Here is a 19,583-nt window from a genome sequence, read left to right as displayed (position 1 = left end):
TTAATCCTTTTTAACAATCAATAATATCCTGCATAATATATTATCCATTTTAATGATTAGTATTGTTTTGTTGGGGATTGGGTTATGTATAAGTTATGTTTTTATGTGCCTGAAAGTCATTTACAGCAAGTTAAGCAAGCAGTTTTTGCTACAGGGGCAGGGCAAATAGGTGATTATGCTGAATGTTGTTGGCAGGTATTAGGCAAGGGGCAGTTTAAGCCACTAGAGGGTAGTAATCCCTTTATTGGTAAAGCAAATAGCCTAGAGCATGTGGAAGAGTGGCGAGTGGAGTTGGTAGTAGCTGATGAGCTGATTATTAAGGCAGTGGCTGCTTTAAAAGCAGCACATCCTTATGAAACACCAGCTTATGACGTTTGGCAGTTAGCAGATTTTTAATAATTATAAGCCACAATCAGAAGCAAAGAATAATTCTTCAGCAATAGGTTTATTGCCTTTTTCAGTAAATTGATAGCTTAAAATTGCACCACGTTTTAATAAATCGCGGTAGCCTTCATTTTTACAAACACTTTCGGCTAATTGGCTTCTCATGGTATTTGGGAATTTACGCATTTCTTCTGCTTGTTTATCAGATACTTCAATGCGATTAATGAGGGTATTATCCTGTACAGTATATCCTTTATCTGTTAGGTCATCATTAATTTTACGAGGTATACCTTCACTACTTTTTTTAGCTACAGTTTGTAGGGTTTGATGTAAATTGTAGTCTTTTAAAGAAGCAGCATTTACCATAAAGGGTAATGCCAAGCTAACAATTAAAATACTTTTACGAATCATTGAAAATTCCTCTAGTTATATTCAAATTAGCAATATTGTACATTATTCCTTAAATTAAGATCGTGTATAGCTGGGCAAGTTTTGCTATAATTTGCTACTTTATTTTTCAGTGTACCCTGCTTCGATCATATTTCCATGAAATTTATTATTAAGTACTTTGCTGAGATTACTATTAAAAGTACTCCAGTACGTAAGCAATTTGTTAATCAGTTGGCCAAAAATATACGTTCAGTTTTAAAGAAACTGGATCCTAATATACGTGTGACTAGTAAATGGGATTATATCGAAGTTAATACAACAATGAATGACTCTGCTAGTAAGGCACAATTAATAGAAAAGTTAAGTTGTATTCCTGGTATTGGTTCCTTTTTGCAAGTGGTTGAATATCCATTAGTTGATATTGCTGATGTGATAGAAAAATGTAAATATCATTTTGCTGAGCCAATAAAGGGTAAAACATTCTGCGTACGCTGTAAGAGGGCAGGTAAACACAGTTTTACCTCCGTTGAAGTGGAGCGAGAAGTTGGCGCAGGATTAATAAAAGACAGTTCTCCTAAAGGTGTATCATTAACTAAACCAGAAGTTGAAGTACGTCTTGAAATTCGTGATCAACATGTTTATTTAGTTGAACAATCTTATAAAGGATTAGGTGGTTATCCACTGGCCTCTTTAGATCAAGTATTAGTGCTGATGTCAGGTGGATATGACTCTACTGTTGCTGCTTATCAAATGATTCGCCGTGGTTTAATGCCCCATTTTTGTTTTTTTAATTTAGGTGGGCGTGCTCATGAGTTAGGCGTAATGGAAGTAGCTCATTTCTTGTGGAGTAAATATGCTAGTTCACAGCGAGTGATGTTTATTAGCGTACCCTTTGAACAAGTAGTGGGCGAAATTCTTACTAAAGTGGATAACAGTCAAATGGGTGTTATTCTTAAACGTATGATGTTACGTGCGGCCACACAGCTTGCTAAGCGTTATGAGCTAACTGCGTTGGTAACAGGGGAAGCGATTTCTCAAGTATCTAGCCAAACCTTAACCAATTTAACAGTAATTAATCAAGCAACGGATATGTTAGTTATTCGCCCCTTAGTGGCCAGTCATAAAGAAGATATTATTGCTACAGCGGAGCACATTGGTACGGCTGAATATGCGCGTCATATGCCAGAGTACTGTGGTGTTATTTCAGTTAATCCTACTACTCGTGCTAAGCCAGAGCGTATTGAGAGAGAAGAACAACGTTTTGATTTTACAATACTTGATGAAGCGATTGCCCAGGCTAAGTGGGTGACAGTTGATCAAATTATGGAAGAGTTGGATAAGGATATTAATGTTGAGCAAATATCAGAAGTACTTGCAGGGCAAATAGTAATAGATATCCGTCATCCAGATCAGGCAGAAGATCAGCCATTAGTGGTAGAAGGGGTTGAAGTAAAGCAGATACCTTTCTATGCTATTAACCAACAATTTAGCAAATTAGACGAAAATCGCCAATATTTACTGTATTGTGATAAGGGCGTAATGAGCAGATTACATGCACACCACCTATTAAGCGAGGGACATATTAATGTGCGTGTATATCGTCCTTAAATACTCTATGCATTTTGCAAGTAGTGATCGTCACCACCCACCCGACACAACCTGCTAAAAATAACAGCGTTACCAAACAACTTATTTTATTCATTTTTATTTGAGATTTTATTGTGATTGAGAACTTACGCAACATTGCTATTATTGCCCACGTTGACCATGGAAAAACAACCATTGTTGATAAATTATTGAGACAGTCGGGCACATTAGAGCGTAAAGAATTAGATTCTGAGCGTGTGATGGATAGTAATGATCAAGAAAAAGAACGTGGTATTACTATTCTAGCTAAAAATACAGCAATTAGTTGGAATGGCTATAACATTAATATCGTAGATACCCCTGGCCATGCTGACTTTGGTGGTGAAGTAGAGCGTGTAATGTCAATGGTAGACTCTGTTCTATTGTTAGTTGATGCTGTAGATGGCCCTATGCCACAAACTCGCTTTGTAACGCAAAAGGCTTTCCAAGCTGGCTTAAGACCTATTGTGGTAGTTAATAAAGTAGACCGTCCTGGTGCACGCCCTGATTGGGTGATTGACCAAGTATTTGATTTATTTGATAACTTAGGTGCTACTGAAGATCAGTTAGATTTCCCTATTGTTTATGCTAGTGCGTTAAATGGTATTGCAGGGCTTGATCCTAGTGAAATGGCAGAAGATTTAACACCTTTATTCCAAACCATTATTGATCGTGTACCAGCTCCTAAAGTGGATGTGGATGGTTCATTCCAAATGCAAATTTCTGCTTTGGATTACAGTAGCTATTTAGGCGTGATTGGTATTGGTCGTATTGCACGTGGTAAGATCAAAGCTAACTCACCTGTTGTTGCTATTGATATGAACGGTAAAAAACGTAATGGTCGTATCTTAAAAATTATGGGCTACCATGGTTTACATCGTGTTGATGTAGAAGAAGCACAAGCAGGTGATATTGTTTGTATTAATGGTTTTGATCAACTATTTATTTCTGATACTTTGTGTGACCCACAAAATGTTGAAGCTATGCCAGCCTTAACAGTAGATGAACCTACTGTAAGTATGACTTTCCAAGTAAATGACTCTCCTTTTGCTGGTAAAGAAGGTAAATTTGTTACTAGCCGTAATATCAAAGAGCGTTTAGAGAAAGAGTTATTACATAACGTTGCTTTACGTGTTGAAGAAGGTGATTCAGCTGAGAAGTTCAAAGTTTCAGGCCGTGGTGAGTTACATCTTTCTGTATTAATTGAAAGTATGCGCCGTGAAGGGTTTGAGTTGGGTGTATCTCGTCCAGAAGTGATTATTAAAGAAGTAGATGGTGAGAAACAAGAGCCTTATGAGAATGTAACCATTGACCTTGAAGAACAACATCAAGGCGCTATTATGGAACAAATGGGATTACGTAAAGGTGATCTCTCGAATATGATTCCTGACGGTAAAGGTCGCGTTCGTTTAGAATATACAGTACCTTCACGTGGCTTAATTGGCTTTCGTAACCAATTCTTAACCATGACTTCAGGTACAGGTATTTTAACCAGCACTTTTAGCCACTATGGCAAAATGAAAGAAGGTGATGTAGAGCATCGTCAAAGTGGTGTATTAGTAGCTATGGCAGCAGGTAAAATCTTGGCCTACTCATTAACTACTTTACAAGACCGTGGACGTTTATTTGTTGAGCCTGGTATGGAGTGTTATGAGGGTATGATCGTGGGTATTCACTCACGTGGTAATGACCTTGTTGTTAACCCTACTAAAGGTAAAAAACTAGATAATATGCGTGCTTCGGGTAATGATGAAACTATTCAATTAGTACCACCTATCAAGTTTACTTTAGAGCAAGCATTAGAGTTTATTGATGATGATGAATTAGTGGAAGTAACACCTAAATCCATCCGCTTACGTAAGAAAATTCTTGATGAGAATGATCGTAAACGTGCCGAGCGTAGCAAAGACTAAAGTTAGTTTAGTTAAAAAATCCCCAGCATAGTCTGGGGATTTTTTTATAGATGCCTTAAAATTTAATGTTATAAAACAATAATTAGTGTTTAATTAAATTGTATATTGAGTCATGGTTGATTGATAGGTAAAAGTCTCCTTTTAAATGTAGGTTGGTAAAGATATGAAAGAGCCTTTTGCAGTGGATAAAACGAAGGTTGGGGCATTGGATCAGAGTTTATTAAATCAGAAGACAATATTAAATGATCAATACTTAATTAATTTACAAACTTTCATTTATGCTGCACGTTCTCTAAGCTTTCAAGCAGCTGCAGAAAACTTATATTTATCACCTAGTGCGGTTAGCCATCGTATCGGTAAATTGGAGAAACAACTAGGTTTTTTATTATTTCATCGTTTTGCTCGTAAAATAAAATTAACGAATGAAGGGGAACGTTTATACGGCGTATTAAAAGATAGCTTTGCTAAAATTAATCTAGAAATTCAGGATATTCGCAGTAATGAATTATCTGGTTCATTAAATATTTTCTCTCATCCCAGTGTTGCTGAGGATTGGCTTATTCCTCGGTTAGTCGATTTTACTCAACGCTATCCAGCAATCCAATTAAATATTCGGACAGGTAATGAACAGGCTAATTTTCAATCGCAAGCTATTGATGTAGCACTTTATTACAGTAATGGGCATTTTCCAGGTTTTAATAGTGAATGCTTTATGGAAGAAGAGATTTTTCCTGTATGCAGTCAAACTTATGCAGCTCAGTATAATTTAATTAACCAACCAGAAAATCTAGCAAAGTGTACTCTATTACATGATGCCAAAGCATGGCATTTTGCAGCTTTGGATGCAGAGTGGCATATTTGGTGTAAACAAATGCACATAGAATTACCAAATAGTCGTTCAGTCATTACATTTGATAGTTCTAGATCAGCCGCCTATGCTGCTATTTATCATACAGGGGTTGCTATGGGGCGTTTACATTTAGTACATAACTGGTTAGCAACAGGTCGGCTAATAACACCTTTTGCAATTCCAGCATTAAAAACTCATTTTCATTATTATCTTGTGTGGCCAAGACTACAACATATTCCACCTAAATTAAGTGTGTTTTTAGATTGGATCAAACAGCAAGGTGCGCAAAGTGATAAAGAACATGTGGGTTCTTTTTAAATATAATAATTTCTCCTATAAATTAATATTTTGAGTTTTAAAAAGCATTAAGCATTTAACATGCTAATCCTCCTAGCAAGATAAATACCTATATAACTAGTTCTTTAATTTAATTCTAATAAAGAGTGATATAGGTCTACAGATGAAAAATATTCAGTTATGTACTGCAAATTTATCTTTTGTTGCCCTACTTTTAAGTAAGTATGATGTTTTTGTGGAAGATTTTTAGTTAGCTAATTACTTAAAATTGAATACTTGGGGGAAATACTTTATGTCAACTACCATGTTAGTTGGTATTTTAATCGTTGCTATTGCAATGATTGTCATACTAATTGTGAAATGTAAATTACATGCTTCTATTGCTTTAGTGTTGGCTGCGTTTTTTGTTGGTATTACTACAGGGATGCCTATTGATAGTATTCCTGATGTGGTTGAGAAAGGGGTAGGTGGTACATTAGGATTTTTAACCTTAATTATTGGATTTGGTGCTATTTTAGGAAAGATGTTGGAAGTCTCTGGTGGTGCTGAACGTATTGCAAGTACCTTACTAGATAAGTTGGGTAAATCCCGGGCAACATGGGTAATGATGCTTGTTGGTTTTATTGCAGGTATACCCGTGTTTGTTGAGGTAGGTTTTGTATTATTAGTCCCCTTGGTACTGGTAGTGGCTAAAGATGCTGGTATTTCACGTTTGAAAGTAGGTTTGCCACTGGCTGTATCATTAATGACAGTACATTGTATTGTACCTCCACATCCTGCTGCCATGTCTATTGCTGCTACATTAGGTGCAGATATTGGTAAAGTTATTGTATTTGGTTTATTAGTTGGTCTTCCTTGCGCAATTGTTGGGGGACCTCTTTTTGTTAAGTTTTTCTGTCGTAATGTGCTAGATAATGAGCCTAATGATCAAATGACAGCAACTACAGCAGCTTCTTTAAATAAACAATTACCCGGTTTTGGGATTACTCTTTTCACTATCTTATTACCACTGCTTATTATGGTAGGTAAAACATTATTAGTGATTTGGGTAGCTAAAGACTCTGCATTAATGCCAATGATTTCTTTTATAGGTAATCCCATTACGGCGTTATTAATTTCCGTATTTTTTGCTTATTGGAGTTTAGGTTTAGCAAGAGGGCTTAATTTAACTGAGTTATTAAGTATTTCAGAAAAAGGTTTTACGCCCATAGCGGGTATTCTACTTATCATTGGTGCTGGCGGTGCTTTTAGTGAAGTGTTAAGTGTCAGTGGTGTGGGTAATGGTTTGAAGGAAGCACTTTCTACATTGCCAATTAGTCCAGTAGTTTTAGCTTGGTTAATTGCAGCTTTACTTCATTTTGCTGTAGGTTCAGCTACGGTAGCTATGATCAGCGCAGCAGGTATTGTATTACCAATGCTATCTGGTCACCCTGAATTAAAACCAGAAGTGATGGCCATTGCTATTGGTGCGGGTGCTATTGCTTTAACTCAAGTAACAGACAGCTTTTTCTGGTTGGTTAAAGAGTATTTAGGGTTAACAATGACTGAAACTATTAAACGATTAACAGTAGCTACAACGCTTGCTTCTATTACAGGATTAGGTGGTGCTTTGTTATTGAATATGTTTCTTTAGCTTGAGGGTAATAAAATGAAAGAGATTCATGGTAAAACATTAGAACAATGGTACAAAGATTACCCATTGATTGAAGACTTAGTAAAATTACGAGAAGCTACTTGGTTTAATCCTGCTGTTAAGAAAACTGTTGAAGCTTTACCTGATGTTGGTCTTACAGTTGAAGATATTAAGGATGCTGCTGCAAGGCTAAAACGTTTTAGTCCTTATTTGGCCAAAGTTTTTCCTGAGACTAGGCATCAATTAGGGATTTTAGAATCTCCTTTAATCGCTGTACCTAATTATCAACAAGCACTAGATAAACATTATCAGGCGACTTCATCAGGAAATTTATGGTTAAAACTTGATAGTCATTTACCCATTAGTGGTTCTATTAAAGCTCGTGGTGGTATTTATGAAGTGTTAAAACATGCAGAAGAATTAGCTATTAAAGCAGGGAAGTTAGCATTAACAGATGATTATAGTAAGTTAGCAGATCCTGAGTTTAAGGCGTTTTTCTCTCAATATGCAGTAGCAGTAGGATCGACAGGTAATCTTGGCTTGTCTATCGGTATTATGAGCGCTAAGTTAGGTTTTAAAGCCAGCGTGCATATGTCAGCAGACGCACGACAGTGGAAAAAGGATAAATTAAGAGCACATGGTGTTAATGTAGTTGAATATGACTCTGATTATTCTGAGGCCGTTGCTAAGGGTCGTAAAGAGGCTGAAAATGATCCTATGTGTTATTTTGTGGATGATGAAAACTCTAAAAATTTATTCTTGGGTTATGCTGTTGCCGCCTATCGTTTGGCTGGCCAATTGCAAGCATTATCTGTAAAAGTGGATCAAGATCATCCATTATTTATCTATCTACCTTGTGGTGTCGGTGGTGGGCCAGGTGGTGTTGCTTTTGGTTTAAAAGCTCAGTTTGGTGATGCAGTACATTGTGTTTTTAGTGAGCCTACTCATGCCCCTTGTATGTTTTTAGGTGTGTATACAGGATTACATGACAAAACCTCAGTACAAGATTTTGGTATAGATAATATGACTGCTGCTGATGGTTTAGCAGTAGGTCGTCCTTCTGGATTTGTTGGTAAGGCGATGCAATATCTATTAGATGGTTATTTCACGTTAGATGATGATGAAATGTACCGTTTATTAGCATTATTAGCACAGCAAGAAAAGATCTATATAGAACCTTCAGCTGCTGCGGGTATTCCTGGTATATATGATGTATTGCGCGATAAGCAATATATTGAGCGGATGAAATTTACTCCTGAACAATTACAGCAAGCTACTCATATCGCTTGGGTAACAGGTGGTAGTATGGTGCCAGAAGCTGAAATGAAGCAGTATATTGAAAAAGGTGAAAACTTACTTAAGCAAGATAATTAATCATTTACGTCAACAACTAAAATCCTCAGCATAGCTGGGGATTTTCATTTTATGAAAAATAATTAACAGTAAGATAGTTGTAAATAATTGCTGTTAGAATAGAAGTTATTCATTTATTGATAGGGGATAAAGATGCGTTATTCACTTTATATTGGCAATAAAAATTATTCTTCATGGTCTATGCGCCCTTGGATATTGATGAAGCAGGCTGGCATTGAGTTTACGGAAGTTAAATTACGTATGGATTACCGTAATCCTGATTCAGCTTTTAAGCGATCGATGAGTGCCGTAAGCCCTACAGGTAAAGTACCGTTATTAATTGATCATGAACAAGGTGATTTAGCTGTTTGGGATTCTTTAGCTATTTGTGAATATTTGGCAGAGCAACATCCTGATAAACAGCTTTGGCCTAGTGATCTTGTCTTGCGTGCTAAAGCGCGAAGTGCTTGTGCAGAAATGCATAGTGGCTTTATGGCGTTACGCAGTGCATTAACATTTAATATAGAGGCTTCTCTAGCGAAGCAGGGTAAATTAATATTAAGGGATCAATCAAATGTAGTGACTGATATAGAAAGAATATTTTGCCTTTGGTCAGGTTTGTTAAGTCAGTCAAATGGTCCCTTATTATGTGGTGAGTTTTCAATTATCGATGCTTTTTATGCGCCAATATGTGCTCGTTTTCGTACCTATCAAATAGCATTACCTGAGCTTGTGGAACAATATGTTAGTCGCATAGAAGCATTACCTAGTGTAATGGCTTGGCAGAATGATGCTAAGAATGAACATGATTTTTTAGCTGTGTTAGAGCCTTATCGTTTGCAAGCTGATAATTAAAAAATACATAAAGAAATCCCCAGCGAACTGGGGATTTCTTTTGTTTTTAGCATGAGAGATTATTTTGCTTAAACAGGGAGGCAAGCCTACACAGAAGTGTTAATTTTTGCCAATGAGCTAATTTAATTATTATGGTTTACTACTTATATAATAAACGTATATTAATAATTAAATAACTCAATTGATATGCTTAAAAAAATAGTTATCCAACATGAAAAAATAACTATATTATTTAGAGCATCATCAATTCTAGTATCATTTTAACTAGTTTTTTAAGCTGAAAAAATACAACTTTGGATTAGTAAAACTAGTATGATCCTATGGATAAGTACAATACACTATCAAAGTATTATTGAAAAGAATGATTATTAGATAGTAAGCATTCTGAAAATCAGATAATGGTGGTAATAATGCCTCTTTCATTACGACAAATTAAGTATTTTGTGGCAGCAGCAGAAATAGGCCAAGTTTCACAAGCTGCAATTTATTTAAATATCTCCCAGTCATCAGTGACTACAGCTATTCAAGAGTTGGAAAGAATTTTAAATGCACAGTTGTTTGTACGTACCCCACAAGGTATGGTTTTAACAGATAGTGGTCGACATTTTTTAAATCATGCTTATGCTATTTTAGGGGCAGTAGAAGATGCAATAAATGATCCTGTTCCCACTAATGCAATTACTGGAACTTTAAATATTGCAGCTAGCTTTACAATAATAGGTTATGTTTTACCTTATCATATAAAACGATTATCTTTAGCTTATCCTAATTTAACCATTAAGCTACATGAGTGCACTCATAAGGAAATAGAGAAAGGGTTAGTTAATGGCCAGTATGATATGTCAATAGTTTCTGCTTCTAATATTGATTCAGATAAAATAGTAATAGAAAACTTATTAAATTCCCCAAGACATTTATGGTTGCCTGCTAAACATCCTTTAGCAGAGAAAGATAGTATTAGTTTTGCAGATATTGCAGATGAACCTTATATTCTTTTAAATGTAGCTGAAGCCGAACAAGTGAGTGAGAAATACTGGAAACAACACAATCACTCATTAAATATTCGTTTAACAACTATTTCTATTGAGGCAATAAGGAATATGGTAGCTAATGAGTCTGGTATAACTATATTGTCTGATATGGTTTATAGACCATGGTCTCTAGAAGGGAGACGTATTGTTACTAAAAATCTAGTAACGCCTGTTCCATCTTTAAGCATTGGTTTGGCACGGTCAGAAAACATGGAAATGACACCAAGTAGACGTTGTTTCCAAGAGTATTTTAGGCGGACTTATTTGACACCACAAGTAGTGGCTTCCCGTAATTAATAACAAAAAAATGAGGAACTTAACCCAGATTCACCTGCAGTGCGTTTTTAGGGTGGTAACTATGCAGGTGCTGGGCATTAAGAAAAATAAGTAGTTATTTGAACATAAGTAACCTAAGGCCATTAAATACTACTAATAGACTGACACCAATATCCGCAAATATAGCCATCCAGAGTGTACCGTAACCTAATAGCGTAATAATTAGGAAAAGTAGCTTTATACCAATAGCAAAACTTATATTTTGTACAAGAATATGACGTGTAGCTTTGGATAAGCGAATAAACAAGGGTAGTTTTCTTAAATCGTCATCCATTAAAGCAATATCAGCTGTTTCTATTGCTGTATCAGTACCTGCTGCTCCCATTGCAAAACCAATATCAGATCGTGCTAGTGCAGGGGTATCATTTATACCGTCACCTACCATACCAATGGTTTGACCTTGTTTAATTTTAGATTCTATAGCAGTTAACTTATCATCAGGCAACAAATCTGCTTTAACTTCATCAATACCAACTTGTTGGGCGATGGTATTAGCAGTATATTGATTATCACCTGTTAACATCATCACTTTAATACCTAAGCGGTGAAGATCATTAATAGCCTGTTTACTGGTTTCTTTTAAAGTATCTGCTACAGCAAAAATAGCAATTACTTGAGTTGATGTAGCTAATAAAGTGGTGGTTTTACCCTCTTTTTCAAGCAATTGTAACTTATGGGTTAGTTCATCTGTAGCTAACCCTAGTTCTCGAATTAATCGATAATTACCCAAGTAATATTGCTCACTATTAATAATACCTTGCGTACCTTGTCCAAGGATTGCTGCAAAATTTTCTACAGTGAGTAAAGGTAACTTGGTAGCTTGAGCAATAGCCATAGATACTGGGTGATCTGAATGGTTAGCTAGACTACCAGCTATTTGTTGAGCATTAATATCAGTAAGTACTTGATAATCAGTTTGTGATGGCTTACCAGCAGTTAATGTGCCTGTTTTATCAACTGCTAACCACTGTAATTTATTACCTTGTTCAAGATAAGTCCCGCCTTTAATTAATATACCTAATTTTGCTGCTCGAGTTAGGCCACTAACTATAGTAACAGGGGTGGAAATAACTAGTGCACAAGGGCAAGCAATTACCAATAATACTAATGCTTTATAAATCCAATCAATCGTAAACTGGTTTGTATAGACCCATACAGGAATAGTAATTAATGCAATCAATAAGGCTATAGCAACAACAATAGGGGTATAGTATTTAGAGAACTGATCTACAAAACGTTGTGTGGGAGCACGACTACTTTGAGCTTCTTCAACACGCTGGATAATGCGAGCAAGAGTTGTATCATTAGCAATACGTGTTACTTTAAAAGTAAAAGCTTGGTTGCCATTAACAGTACCAGCAAAGACAGGATCGCCCACAGTTTTTTCAACAGGCATACTTTCTCCTGTGATTGCTGACTGATCAATAGTCGTTTGACCATTAATTATTTCTCCATCAAGCGCTACTCGTTGACCTGGTTTAACACGAATAATACTGTCTAACGTGATTTGTTCAGCAGCAATTGTTTGCCAAGAACCATCAACTTGCTCAACTTCTGCGGTAGTTGGCGCTAGTTGTAATAACTCGCTAATAGCATTACGAGCACGTTGTAAAGACAGTGTTTCAATATATTCAGCCAATGTGAAAAGGACTATTACCATAGCAGCTTCAGGCCATTGTCCAATAAATATAGCACCTGTAACAGCAATACTCATGAGTGCATTAATATTAAGTGCTTTATTTTTGAGGGCAATAAAACCTTTGTAATAAGTGGGGATACCTACGAATGCAATAGTAATAAGAGAGATAATAGCCACTATTAATGTAGGCATGGCTAAATAATGCATTATTTCTGCGGTAAAGGCTAAAAAGCCTGCAATAATAAGCATGATAGTGGATTTGTAGGAGGTATTTACATGCAATATTTGGCTATTATCATAGGGCACAGCTTGCATACCTAGTTCACTGATCATATGTTGTAGAGGTTCAATAGAGGTATAACTATGACGAACCTTTAATACCCGTTTTATAAGATTAAATTCTAATTGTTCTATGGCATTAACCCCCTTAAACTTGTCACGAATAAGGCGTTCTTCCGTTGGACAGTCCATATCTTGAATAAGTAGACTATCCCAGCGTAGTTGGGAAATAGAAAAATCTATCTTGTCAGTAGATTTTACTTTATTTTCTAAATGGTTATGTTTATGCTCACAGGCATGATGATGGGTATGGTTGGTCATAGGTTTGTCCCATTTTTAATAGACAGTATTATATCTTATAATCTATTAAAAACCTTATAGTAACTATAGGGTCAAGCTATTTTATAATTTTCATTAACTAATAAGTACGATATCTTTATGATTACATATCATTACCTTGAAAATGGATTATTAAAAACACAGGTGGCTCAAGATTTAGAAGCAATTCCTGCTAATACTATATGGATTGATTTATTGCGTCCTAAGCCTGAAGAAGAGCATTTTATTGAATCAAGCTTAGATATTGAGATTCCATCTCCTGAAGAAATGGCTGAAATTGAAGATTCTTCACGTTTTTTTGAGAATAAAGACAGTCTTTGTATGATTGTTTCAGTGGTCAGTGGTAGTCAAAATATGAACCCCTCTCTCACAGAGCTATCATTTATCCTCAATAAGAAGCAACTGGTGTGTGCACATTATGGTGAATTAACCTCATTTCGTTCTTTTGAAACACAATATGCACGTCAGCCACAGGTTTTTAAAACAACAGATGTGCTGATGATGGTATTAGTTGATGCGGTTGTTGATCGAATTGCTGATATTCTTGAAAAGTTACAAGATAACTTGAATAGCCTTTCAAGAGATATTTTCGATGAGTCAGAGGGGCAGCATACTGAAGGTTTACAACGTACAGTCAAACAGTTAGGTAAATATAACTCTTTGTTAGCTAAATTAAGTGATAGTTTATTAAGTATTCGACGAATGCTAATTTTTTGTAAACAATCTACTGATTGGCTAACTCCTGCAAGTAAGGCGCAGATAAAAGCGATTGAACAAGATATTGGCTCATTAACTGAATATCATGCCAGAATGTCCAGTGAAATTACTTTCTTATTAGATGCTACATTGGGATTAATTAATATTGAGCAAAATAGCATTATTAAGGTATTTTCAATTGCTGCAGTGTTATTTTTACCACCTACTTTAGTGGGTACTATTTATGGTATGAACTTTCATGATATGCCAGAGCTAGACTTTAAGTTTGGTTATCCAATTAGTATTGTATTAATGGTGCTGTCATCACTGGGCTGTTATATCTGGTTTAAGATTAAAAAATGGCTTTAATATTAAAATAAAGACACAGTGTATTAAGGTTATGGTAATAATATACTTTTAGATGAACTTGTTATTTCTCAACAAGCTATATTTGATTGATCTTTATTAAACACTGTTTTTCAGATGGAATAGAGTGGGTAGCAAAAAGGCTGTTTTATTTCAAATTTATAAAATAAAAACAGCCTAAATGATGAGCTTGCTATTTTGTACGGGGTAATGATGTTACTGTAGGATCATAGAAATCTAGTAAGATATCATCAAGTACCTCAGCAGCTCCCCAAGGTTTAGGATCATTTAAAATTGCTACTATCGCCCATGTGTCGTTATGTTTATCACGAATATAACCTGCAATAGCCCTTACATTGTTTAATGTACCTGTTTTAATATGGCCTTTGCCCTTTAAATCAGTTTTTCTTAAACGTTTGTGCATAGTTCCATCAACACCGATAATTGGCATAGATGAAATAAACTCTGCTGAGTAGGGACTTTTCCAAGCCATTTTTAGTAATTCTGACATTTCTCTTGCAGTAATACGCTCTTCTCTAGAAAGGCCTGAACCATTCTCCATTTTTAATTGATTAGAGTTTACGCCTTTACTAATAAGCCATTCATAAATTGTACGGTAAGCTGCTGCGGCATCATCCTCATCAGTGGCTTTGCGATTTCTAGCACCAATAGTTAAAAATAATTGTTTAGCCATGGTGTTATTACTAAACTTATTAATATCTCTAATTACTTCTACTAAGTCAGGTGACCAAACTACAGCTAATAGTTTGGCATCTTTAGGCATAGTTCCAATAGAGTTTTTACCACTAATTTTGCCGCCTAGTTCTTGCCAGAATGAGCGAACAATATTAATCGCGTAACGGTCATGATCAAACAGTGAAATATATTTTTGGACTGTACAGTCTTCAACAATATTACCTGAAATAGTGAGTGTTACAGTGCCGTTGGCTTGTGTAACTGGATCGTATTCAATATCAGGAATAGTAGGGCAACGGCCTTTCGCTTTAGGTTTAATAATTTGTAGATTATTAACAAGGTGAACATCTTTTAATGGTGGTTCAACAACAACTTGAACTTTTTGATTATCGGTATGACTGATAATACGAATAACTTTGAAATTAATTAATAAAGAATCAGGAGATACTAGGTAAGGGCGATAGCTTTCGTTGCTATCGTCTAAGAAAACCTTTTCTTCTGGCATATTAAAATAGTTACGATCGAGAATTAAATGCCCTGTTACTGATTTTACACCGTTATTTCGTAGTTCTCTTAGAAGCAACCAAAGTCTTTCCATATTTAATTTAGGATCACCGCCACCTTTTAAATAAAGGTTACCATGCACTACACCATCTTTGACTTCGCCATCAGTAAAGAAAGCAGTACGCCAATGGAAATTTGGCCCTAATAATTCTAAAGCAGCATAGGTAGTGAATAGCTTCATGGTTGATGCAGGATTCATGGAAACGTCTGCATTAACATAGGTAGCTTTACCTTTACCCGTTAATGGAATAGCTACTAGTGATAAAGCCTCAGGCGGTATTTTATTGGAAGCCAAGGATTTATTAATGTTTTGTGAGAAAGTAGTATTTGTTGCTGGCGCAGCTGCTAAGAGTGTAGTAAACGAAAATAATATAGCGAGAGAAGTAACACGAAATAAGCTAGTCATGAGCAACTCAATGTATAGTTAGAATATTTTATTTATAAAAGTTAATTGATCATCTTAATGACTGGTATTAGACCTGTAAAGCTAGCAAAAGGTTTAATAAGTAAATATTTTTTAATAAAGAATGTAGACTGTCCGTTATTGAACAGTCTATAAAGAGGTTAGTCACGATCAATAGTAAAGGCTGACCATGTTTGGCGTACTGGCATAATTTCAACACGATTGTAGTTGATATGGTCAGGTAATGTAGCAATATGATAAATTTGTTCAGCAATATCTTCCGCTTGTAGTGGGGAAGTGCCACGGTATAAATTATCAGATGCCTTTTGATCGCCTTTGGTACGTACTAACGTAAATTCTGTTTCAGCAAGTCCTGGTGCAATATCTGTAACTCTTACTCCTGTACCTATTAAATCACAACGCAGATTATAACTAAATTGTTTTACAAATGCCTTACTGGCACCATACACATGACTCCCTGGGTAAGGCCATTGACCTGCTATAGAACCTAGATTGATAATACTAGCACCAGCTCCTGTTGCAATAAGTGTAGGTAATAATGTGTGAGTAATGTTTACTAGACCCGTAACATTCGTATCAATCATTGTATGCCAATCTTCTAATGCTACTTTTTGAGCAGGTTCAGGTGCTAATGCTAGACCAGCATTATTAATAAGTGCTTTAATTCTTTTAAATTCAGTGGGTAGTTCTGCAACTGCTTTTTTTACTGCATCAGCATCACGTACATCAAGAGTGATAATATGTATTGGAACTTGGCTTAACTCTTGTTTAAGTTCTTCTAAACGTTCTGTTCTACGTCCAGTAAGAATTAATTTCCAGCCAGCCTTAGCAAAACGACGAGCCGTAGCACGACCAAAGCCTGATGTGGCTCCTGTAATAAAAACAATATTTGTCATGATAGATTCCTTAAATGTTTATACAACTATTAAAATACAAAATGAAAGTAGGGGCTAGTAGTAATATTGTCTAATCGATGAATTTAAGTGTTTTTGGGAGTTATTGTTTATTGACAAGCAAAATAGGCTATTAGTGCTAGGCCTAGGTAAAAATATCAGCCTATTATTCTTTGATAACAGGCTTTTTAGGAGGAGTAACTTTATTTTTAGTGTAGATTGTTTTATGCTTTGGCTTAAATAAAGCTTTAAGGTATTGCAGGTTATGCCAAAAATAACAATTGTATTAATCGCTTTTATTGCCGCTATTATTTGGGTTTTTATAATAAATGGGGATAAAAAAGTGGCTACTGATTTTCCTCAGGTAACAACAGAACAAACTACTCAATAGTTTTATTAATACCACGGAGTAATTATTTTTAAAGTACATCTTGTTTAGAGAGAATGGCTGAAATTAGCTATATTTATTACAACTATTATTAGATGATTAATCTATATAATAAAAAACCCACTAGAGAGTGGGTTTTTATAATCATTAAAGCCAAATTATTTAATTTTAGCTTCTTTATAGATCACGTGTTTACGAACAACAGGATCAAATTTTTTGATTTCAATTTTATCTGGCGTAGTACGTTTATTTTTGTCAGTTGTATAAAAATGACCTGTACCAGCACTAGAAACTAAACGAATTAATTCACGCATTTTAAGACTCCTTAAACCTTAACACCACGACCACGGATTTCTGCTAATACTGCATCAATGCCACGCTTATCAATAATGCGCATACCTTTCGCAGAAACGCGTAAACGTATAAAACGGTTCTCTGATTCAACCCAGAAACGATGGTATTGAAGATTAGGTAAAAAACGACGACGTGTTTTATTTTGTGCATGGGAAACATTGTTCCCTACTGCTGGTCCTTTACCAGTAACTTGACAAACTCTTGACATATTTCAGCCCTCTAAACCTCATGCCAAACCCGGCATGGGTTGGCTAACTCAAAAATAATGTGAATGCTAAACTTAACTATTAAAGTTCTTAAGCAAGAACCTTTAAAAAATTAGGTGCGCTTTATATCAAAAATAAGCCAATTTCGCAACTATTTTAGTTAACTAGTGAAGTTATTCATTAATGTAAAACAGTAATTATAGCATGTTTTATGTATGTGTTGATAGTGAAAGTGGATAAATAAATAGTTACATCTGTGCGTGTCATAGCAGTGCAGGGTATACATAGTAGTTTGCTACTAATGACTGATAGTAGCATTTTATTAGCTGTGTTTAAAATAAATCTAAGAATCAAAGGAATAAGTTCTTTTAATAAATGAACTGATCATGGATGGTTGTCAGTTATAACCATTGACTGGAGAAGTTATTATGAAAAATTCAACTGATAAAGATGTAAAAGCGACTGCAAAAGAAATCAAAGATGATTTTATGGCACAGTTTAATGAGATTATTGACGATGCAGAGCGTCTTTTAAAAGAAACCGCAGAAGTAACTGATGGTAAAACCACTGAATTACGTGAGCAATTAACTGGCAAGATTAAAGATATTCGTGATTCTATGGGAGAGCATGTTAAGCCAATTTGTAAGAAAAGCAAAGAAGCGTTTGAAGCAACTGATGATTATGTTAAGGCTCACCCATGGGTATCGGTAGGTGTTGCTGCTGCTACAGCCTTTGTAGTTGCACATTTTTGTCGTCGCCGTTAATAGCGAGGAGTAGATTATGGATGCACCTAAAGCGTCCGAGCCTAATAAACCCTCGCAAGAGGGGCTTATTAGAGCGCTATCAAATTTATTGAGTAGTCATGCCTCTTTATTTGTTATTGAGTTGGAAGAGGCAAAAGGTTTTGCTTGGAGCTATTTTGTACATGTTGCAATTATAGTCGTGTGTAGTGTCTTGTTCTTTATTATGTTTTCCGTAGGGGTTGTTGTTTATTTTTGGGATAGTTACCGATTGACTGCAATTTTAGCGTTATTAGGTAGTTATCTTTTGATAATTATGATTGCTCTAGTTAATTTAATACGTATTAAAAAGAAAACTAAACTTTTTATAAGTACCAAAGAGGAATTGCTTAAAGATAAAGAGGAACTGCTGTCATGATGGATAAAAAACAAATAAGTCGTTCCGAAATGCGTAAGTTACTTATTAAGCAACAGTTGCAAGAGCGAAGGCAAGAGTTAAAGTTACAAACACAGCCTTTACTAAAAACAGGACAGCGAGTAATAGGGTTATTTACACCCAACAATAACCAACAACATAGTAGTGGTAAAGTTGCTATTGTGACTGGTTTAGCAATAGCAGTAGCTATATTAGGTAAGCGTCGAGGTGGCTGGTTAGGTAAAGCAGCTCGTTATATTGTTATCAACTATCCAGGTCTATTACATAAACTGATTAAATAGCTTATTATCTCATCCATTTGCTGTTTATAATCAAAGTTTAGTGTTATTGTTGAGAGTGGGTAATAGTTGATCATGGAAAATAAATCAGTATCAGAGCCTAAAGAGCTTATAGTGATTGAGGATTTAGAAAAGACTAATAAAGAAGATTCATCGTTATCAAATTTATTGGTTATTCTCGATCATATTGAAAAGTTATTAACTAGTACAGAACAAGGTGCTGTGTTACACGATAAGATGGCTAGTTATTTAGATCAAGTTAAACCTTTGTTAAATAATCCAGAGATTAAAATACCTGAAAAAGGTAAAGAAATATTAAATAAGGCTAACGATTTTGTTCAAAAGCGCCCTTTAACAACTATAGGTATTGCGGCAGGAGCAGCAGGGGTACTATTAGCGTTATTAGCAGGACATAAAAAATAAACCATTTATATGTTTTTTATAGTCAGGGTTATTTTGCTATCTATAATTAAATGATGTATTAGAACTCATATTATCAATTTTGTAGAAAATAGTTATGGTTAATGAACTCGCCTTAGGCGAGTTTTTTATTATGTATACGGATAGATATTTGACTAAGGAGGGAAAGTATAATCATTAATTAATATAATATGTTG

20 protein-coding genes are annotated in these 19,583 nt (G+C 35.3%); 14 read left to right on the top strand and 6 right to left on the bottom strand.

Features of this window, described 5'->3' with window-relative positions:
• Positions 1 to 84 precede the first annotated feature (84 nt).
• On the top strand, positions 85 to 396 hold the full coding sequence (locus tag MTZ49_RS15560; RefSeq protein WP_264746364.1) for a YqfO family protein: 312 nt from the start codon (positions 85 to 87) through the stop codon (positions 394 to 396).
• Positions 397 to 399: 3 nt separating this feature from the next.
• On the opposite strand, the gene MTZ49_RS15555 is transcribed toward MTZ49_RS15560, so the two are convergent.
• Positions 400 to 795, bottom strand: a complete 396-nt coding sequence (locus MTZ49_RS15555) for a quorum-sensing-regulated virulence factor family protein (protein ID WP_264746363.1) — start codon at positions 793 to 795, stop codon at positions 400 to 402.
• Positions 796 to 930: 135 nt separating this feature from the next.
• Here MTZ49_RS15555 and thiI point away from each other — a divergent pair, with 135 nt between their 5' ends.
• From thiI to MTZ49_RS15520, 7 genes are all read left to right on the top strand, one after another.
• Positions 931 to 2,382 (top strand): tRNA uracil 4-sulfurtransferase ThiI, encoded by a 1,452-nt coding sequence (gene thiI / locus MTZ49_RS15550; protein WP_264746362.1) that lies wholly within the window; start codon positions 931 to 933, stop codon positions 2,380 to 2,382.
• Positions 2,383 to 2,495: 113 nt separating this feature from the next.
• Positions 2,496 to 4,313, top strand: a complete 1,818-nt coding sequence (typA, locus tag MTZ49_RS15545) for a translational GTPase TypA (RefSeq protein ID WP_264746361.1) — start codon at positions 2,496 to 2,498, stop codon at positions 4,311 to 4,313.
• Positions 4,314 to 4,476: 163 nt separating this feature from the next.
• Positions 4,477 to 5,481, top strand: coding sequence for a DNA-binding transcriptional regulator DsdC (gene dsdC / locus MTZ49_RS15540; protein WP_264746360.1), 1,005 nt, complete (start codon positions 4,477 to 4,479; stop codon positions 5,479 to 5,481).
• A 271-nt stretch (positions 5,482 to 5,752) separates the two neighbouring features.
• Entirely contained in the window at positions 5,753 to 7,093 is a 1,341-nt protein-coding gene (locus MTZ49_RS15535) for a GntP family permease (RefSeq protein WP_264746359.1), read from the top strand.
• A 15-nt stretch (positions 7,094 to 7,108) separates the two neighbouring features.
• Positions 7,109 to 8,467, top strand: a complete 1,359-nt coding sequence (gene dsdA / locus MTZ49_RS15530) for a D-serine ammonia-lyase (protein WP_264746358.1) — start codon at positions 7,109 to 7,111, stop codon at positions 8,465 to 8,467.
• 132 nt (positions 8,468 to 8,599) lie between these two features.
• Positions 8,600 to 9,301 carry a glutathione S-transferase family protein gene (locus tag MTZ49_RS15525; protein ID WP_264746357.1) on the top strand — a complete coding sequence of 234 codons (702 nt, stop codon included), beginning with the start codon at positions 8,600 to 8,602 and terminating at the stop codon, positions 9,299 to 9,301.
• A gap of 410 nt (positions 9,302 to 9,711) precedes the next feature.
• Positions 9,712 to 10,629 carry a LysR family transcriptional regulator gene (locus tag MTZ49_RS15520; RefSeq protein ID WP_264746356.1) on the top strand — a complete coding sequence of 306 codons (918 nt, stop codon included), beginning with the start codon at positions 9,712 to 9,714 and terminating at the stop codon, positions 10,627 to 10,629.
• A 94-nt stretch (positions 10,630 to 10,723) separates the two neighbouring features.
• Here the strand turns inward: MTZ49_RS15520 and MTZ49_RS15515 are convergent, their stop codons facing one another.
• Positions 10,724 to 12,907, bottom strand: coding sequence for a heavy metal translocating P-type ATPase (locus MTZ49_RS15515; protein ID WP_264746355.1), 2,184 nt, complete (start codon positions 12,905 to 12,907; stop codon positions 10,724 to 10,726).
• A 117-nt stretch (positions 12,908 to 13,024) separates the two neighbouring features.
• Here MTZ49_RS15515 and corA point away from each other — a divergent pair, with 117 nt between their 5' ends.
• Positions 13,025 to 13,990, top strand: coding sequence for a magnesium/cobalt transporter CorA (gene corA, locus MTZ49_RS15510; RefSeq protein WP_264746354.1), 966 nt, complete (start codon positions 13,025 to 13,027; stop codon positions 13,988 to 13,990).
• Positions 13,991 to 14,180: 190 nt separating this feature from the next.
• Here corA and dacB read toward each other — a convergent pair whose 3' ends face one another.
• Positions 14,181 to 15,653, bottom strand: coding sequence for a D-alanyl-D-alanine carboxypeptidase/D-alanyl-D-alanine-endopeptidase (dacB, locus tag MTZ49_RS15505; RefSeq protein ID WP_264746353.1), 1,473 nt, complete (start codon positions 15,651 to 15,653; stop codon positions 14,181 to 14,183).
• A 158-nt stretch (positions 15,654 to 15,811) separates the two neighbouring features.
• Positions 15,812 to 16,570, bottom strand: a complete 759-nt coding sequence (locus MTZ49_RS15500) for an SDR family NAD(P)-dependent oxidoreductase (RefSeq protein WP_264747903.1) — start codon at positions 16,568 to 16,570, stop codon at positions 15,812 to 15,814.
• A 259-nt stretch (positions 16,571 to 16,829) separates the two neighbouring features.
• On the opposite strand from MTZ49_RS15500, the gene MTZ49_RS15495 reads away from it, so the two are divergent.
• Positions 16,830 to 16,955, top strand: a complete 126-nt coding sequence (locus MTZ49_RS15495; RefSeq protein ID WP_264746352.1) for a hypothetical protein — start codon at positions 16,830 to 16,832, stop codon at positions 16,953 to 16,955.
• A 155-nt stretch (positions 16,956 to 17,110) separates the two neighbouring features.
• Here MTZ49_RS15495 and rpmG read toward each other — a convergent pair whose 3' ends face one another.
• The gene (rpmG, locus tag MTZ49_RS15490) at positions 17,111 to 17,266 is read right to left on the bottom strand and encodes a 50S ribosomal protein L33 (RefSeq protein ID WP_003457707.1); all 156 of its coding nucleotides are present in this window, start codon (positions 17,264 to 17,266) and stop codon (positions 17,111 to 17,113) included.
• Between the two features lie 11 nt (positions 17,267 to 17,277).
• On the bottom strand, positions 17,278 to 17,514 hold the full coding sequence (gene rpmB, locus MTZ49_RS15485) for a 50S ribosomal protein L28 (protein ID WP_264746351.1): 237 nt from the start codon (positions 17,512 to 17,514) through the stop codon (positions 17,278 to 17,280).
• 426 nt (positions 17,515 to 17,940) lie between these two features.
• Between rpmB and MTZ49_RS15480 the strand changes: the two genes are divergently transcribed.
• The 4 genes from MTZ49_RS15480 to MTZ49_RS15465 all read left to right on the top strand — a co-directional run bounded on the left by MTZ49_RS15480 (position 17,941) and on the right by MTZ49_RS15465 (position 19,389).
• On the top strand, positions 17,941 to 18,276 hold the full coding sequence (locus MTZ49_RS15480; RefSeq protein ID WP_264746350.1) for a DUF883 family protein: 336 nt from the start codon (positions 17,941 to 17,943) through the stop codon (positions 18,274 to 18,276).
• A 16-nt stretch (positions 18,277 to 18,292) separates the two neighbouring features.
• Entirely contained in the window at positions 18,293 to 18,670 is a 378-nt protein-coding gene (locus MTZ49_RS15475) for a phage holin family protein (RefSeq protein ID WP_264746349.1), read from the top strand.
• Positions 18,667 to 18,969 carry a hypothetical protein gene (locus MTZ49_RS15470; RefSeq protein WP_264746348.1) on the top strand — a complete coding sequence of 101 codons (303 nt, stop codon included), beginning with the start codon at positions 18,667 to 18,669 and terminating at the stop codon, positions 18,967 to 18,969. The genes MTZ49_RS15475 and MTZ49_RS15470 overlap by 4 nt, the downstream gene beginning before the upstream one ends.
• A gap of 72 nt (positions 18,970 to 19,041) precedes the next feature.
• The gene (locus MTZ49_RS15465) at positions 19,042 to 19,389 is read left to right on the top strand and encodes a glycine zipper domain-containing protein (protein ID WP_264746347.1); all 348 of its coding nucleotides are present in this window, start codon (positions 19,042 to 19,044) and stop codon (positions 19,387 to 19,389) included.
• Positions 19,390 to 19,583: the final 194 nt, after the last annotated feature.

Source organism: Entomomonas sp. E2T0, assembly GCF_025985425.1.
Taxonomy (GTDB): Bacteria; Pseudomonadota; Gammaproteobacteria; order Pseudomonadales; family Pseudomonadaceae; genus Entomomonas.
This window is presented reverse-complemented; position numbering and strand designations above follow the sequence as displayed.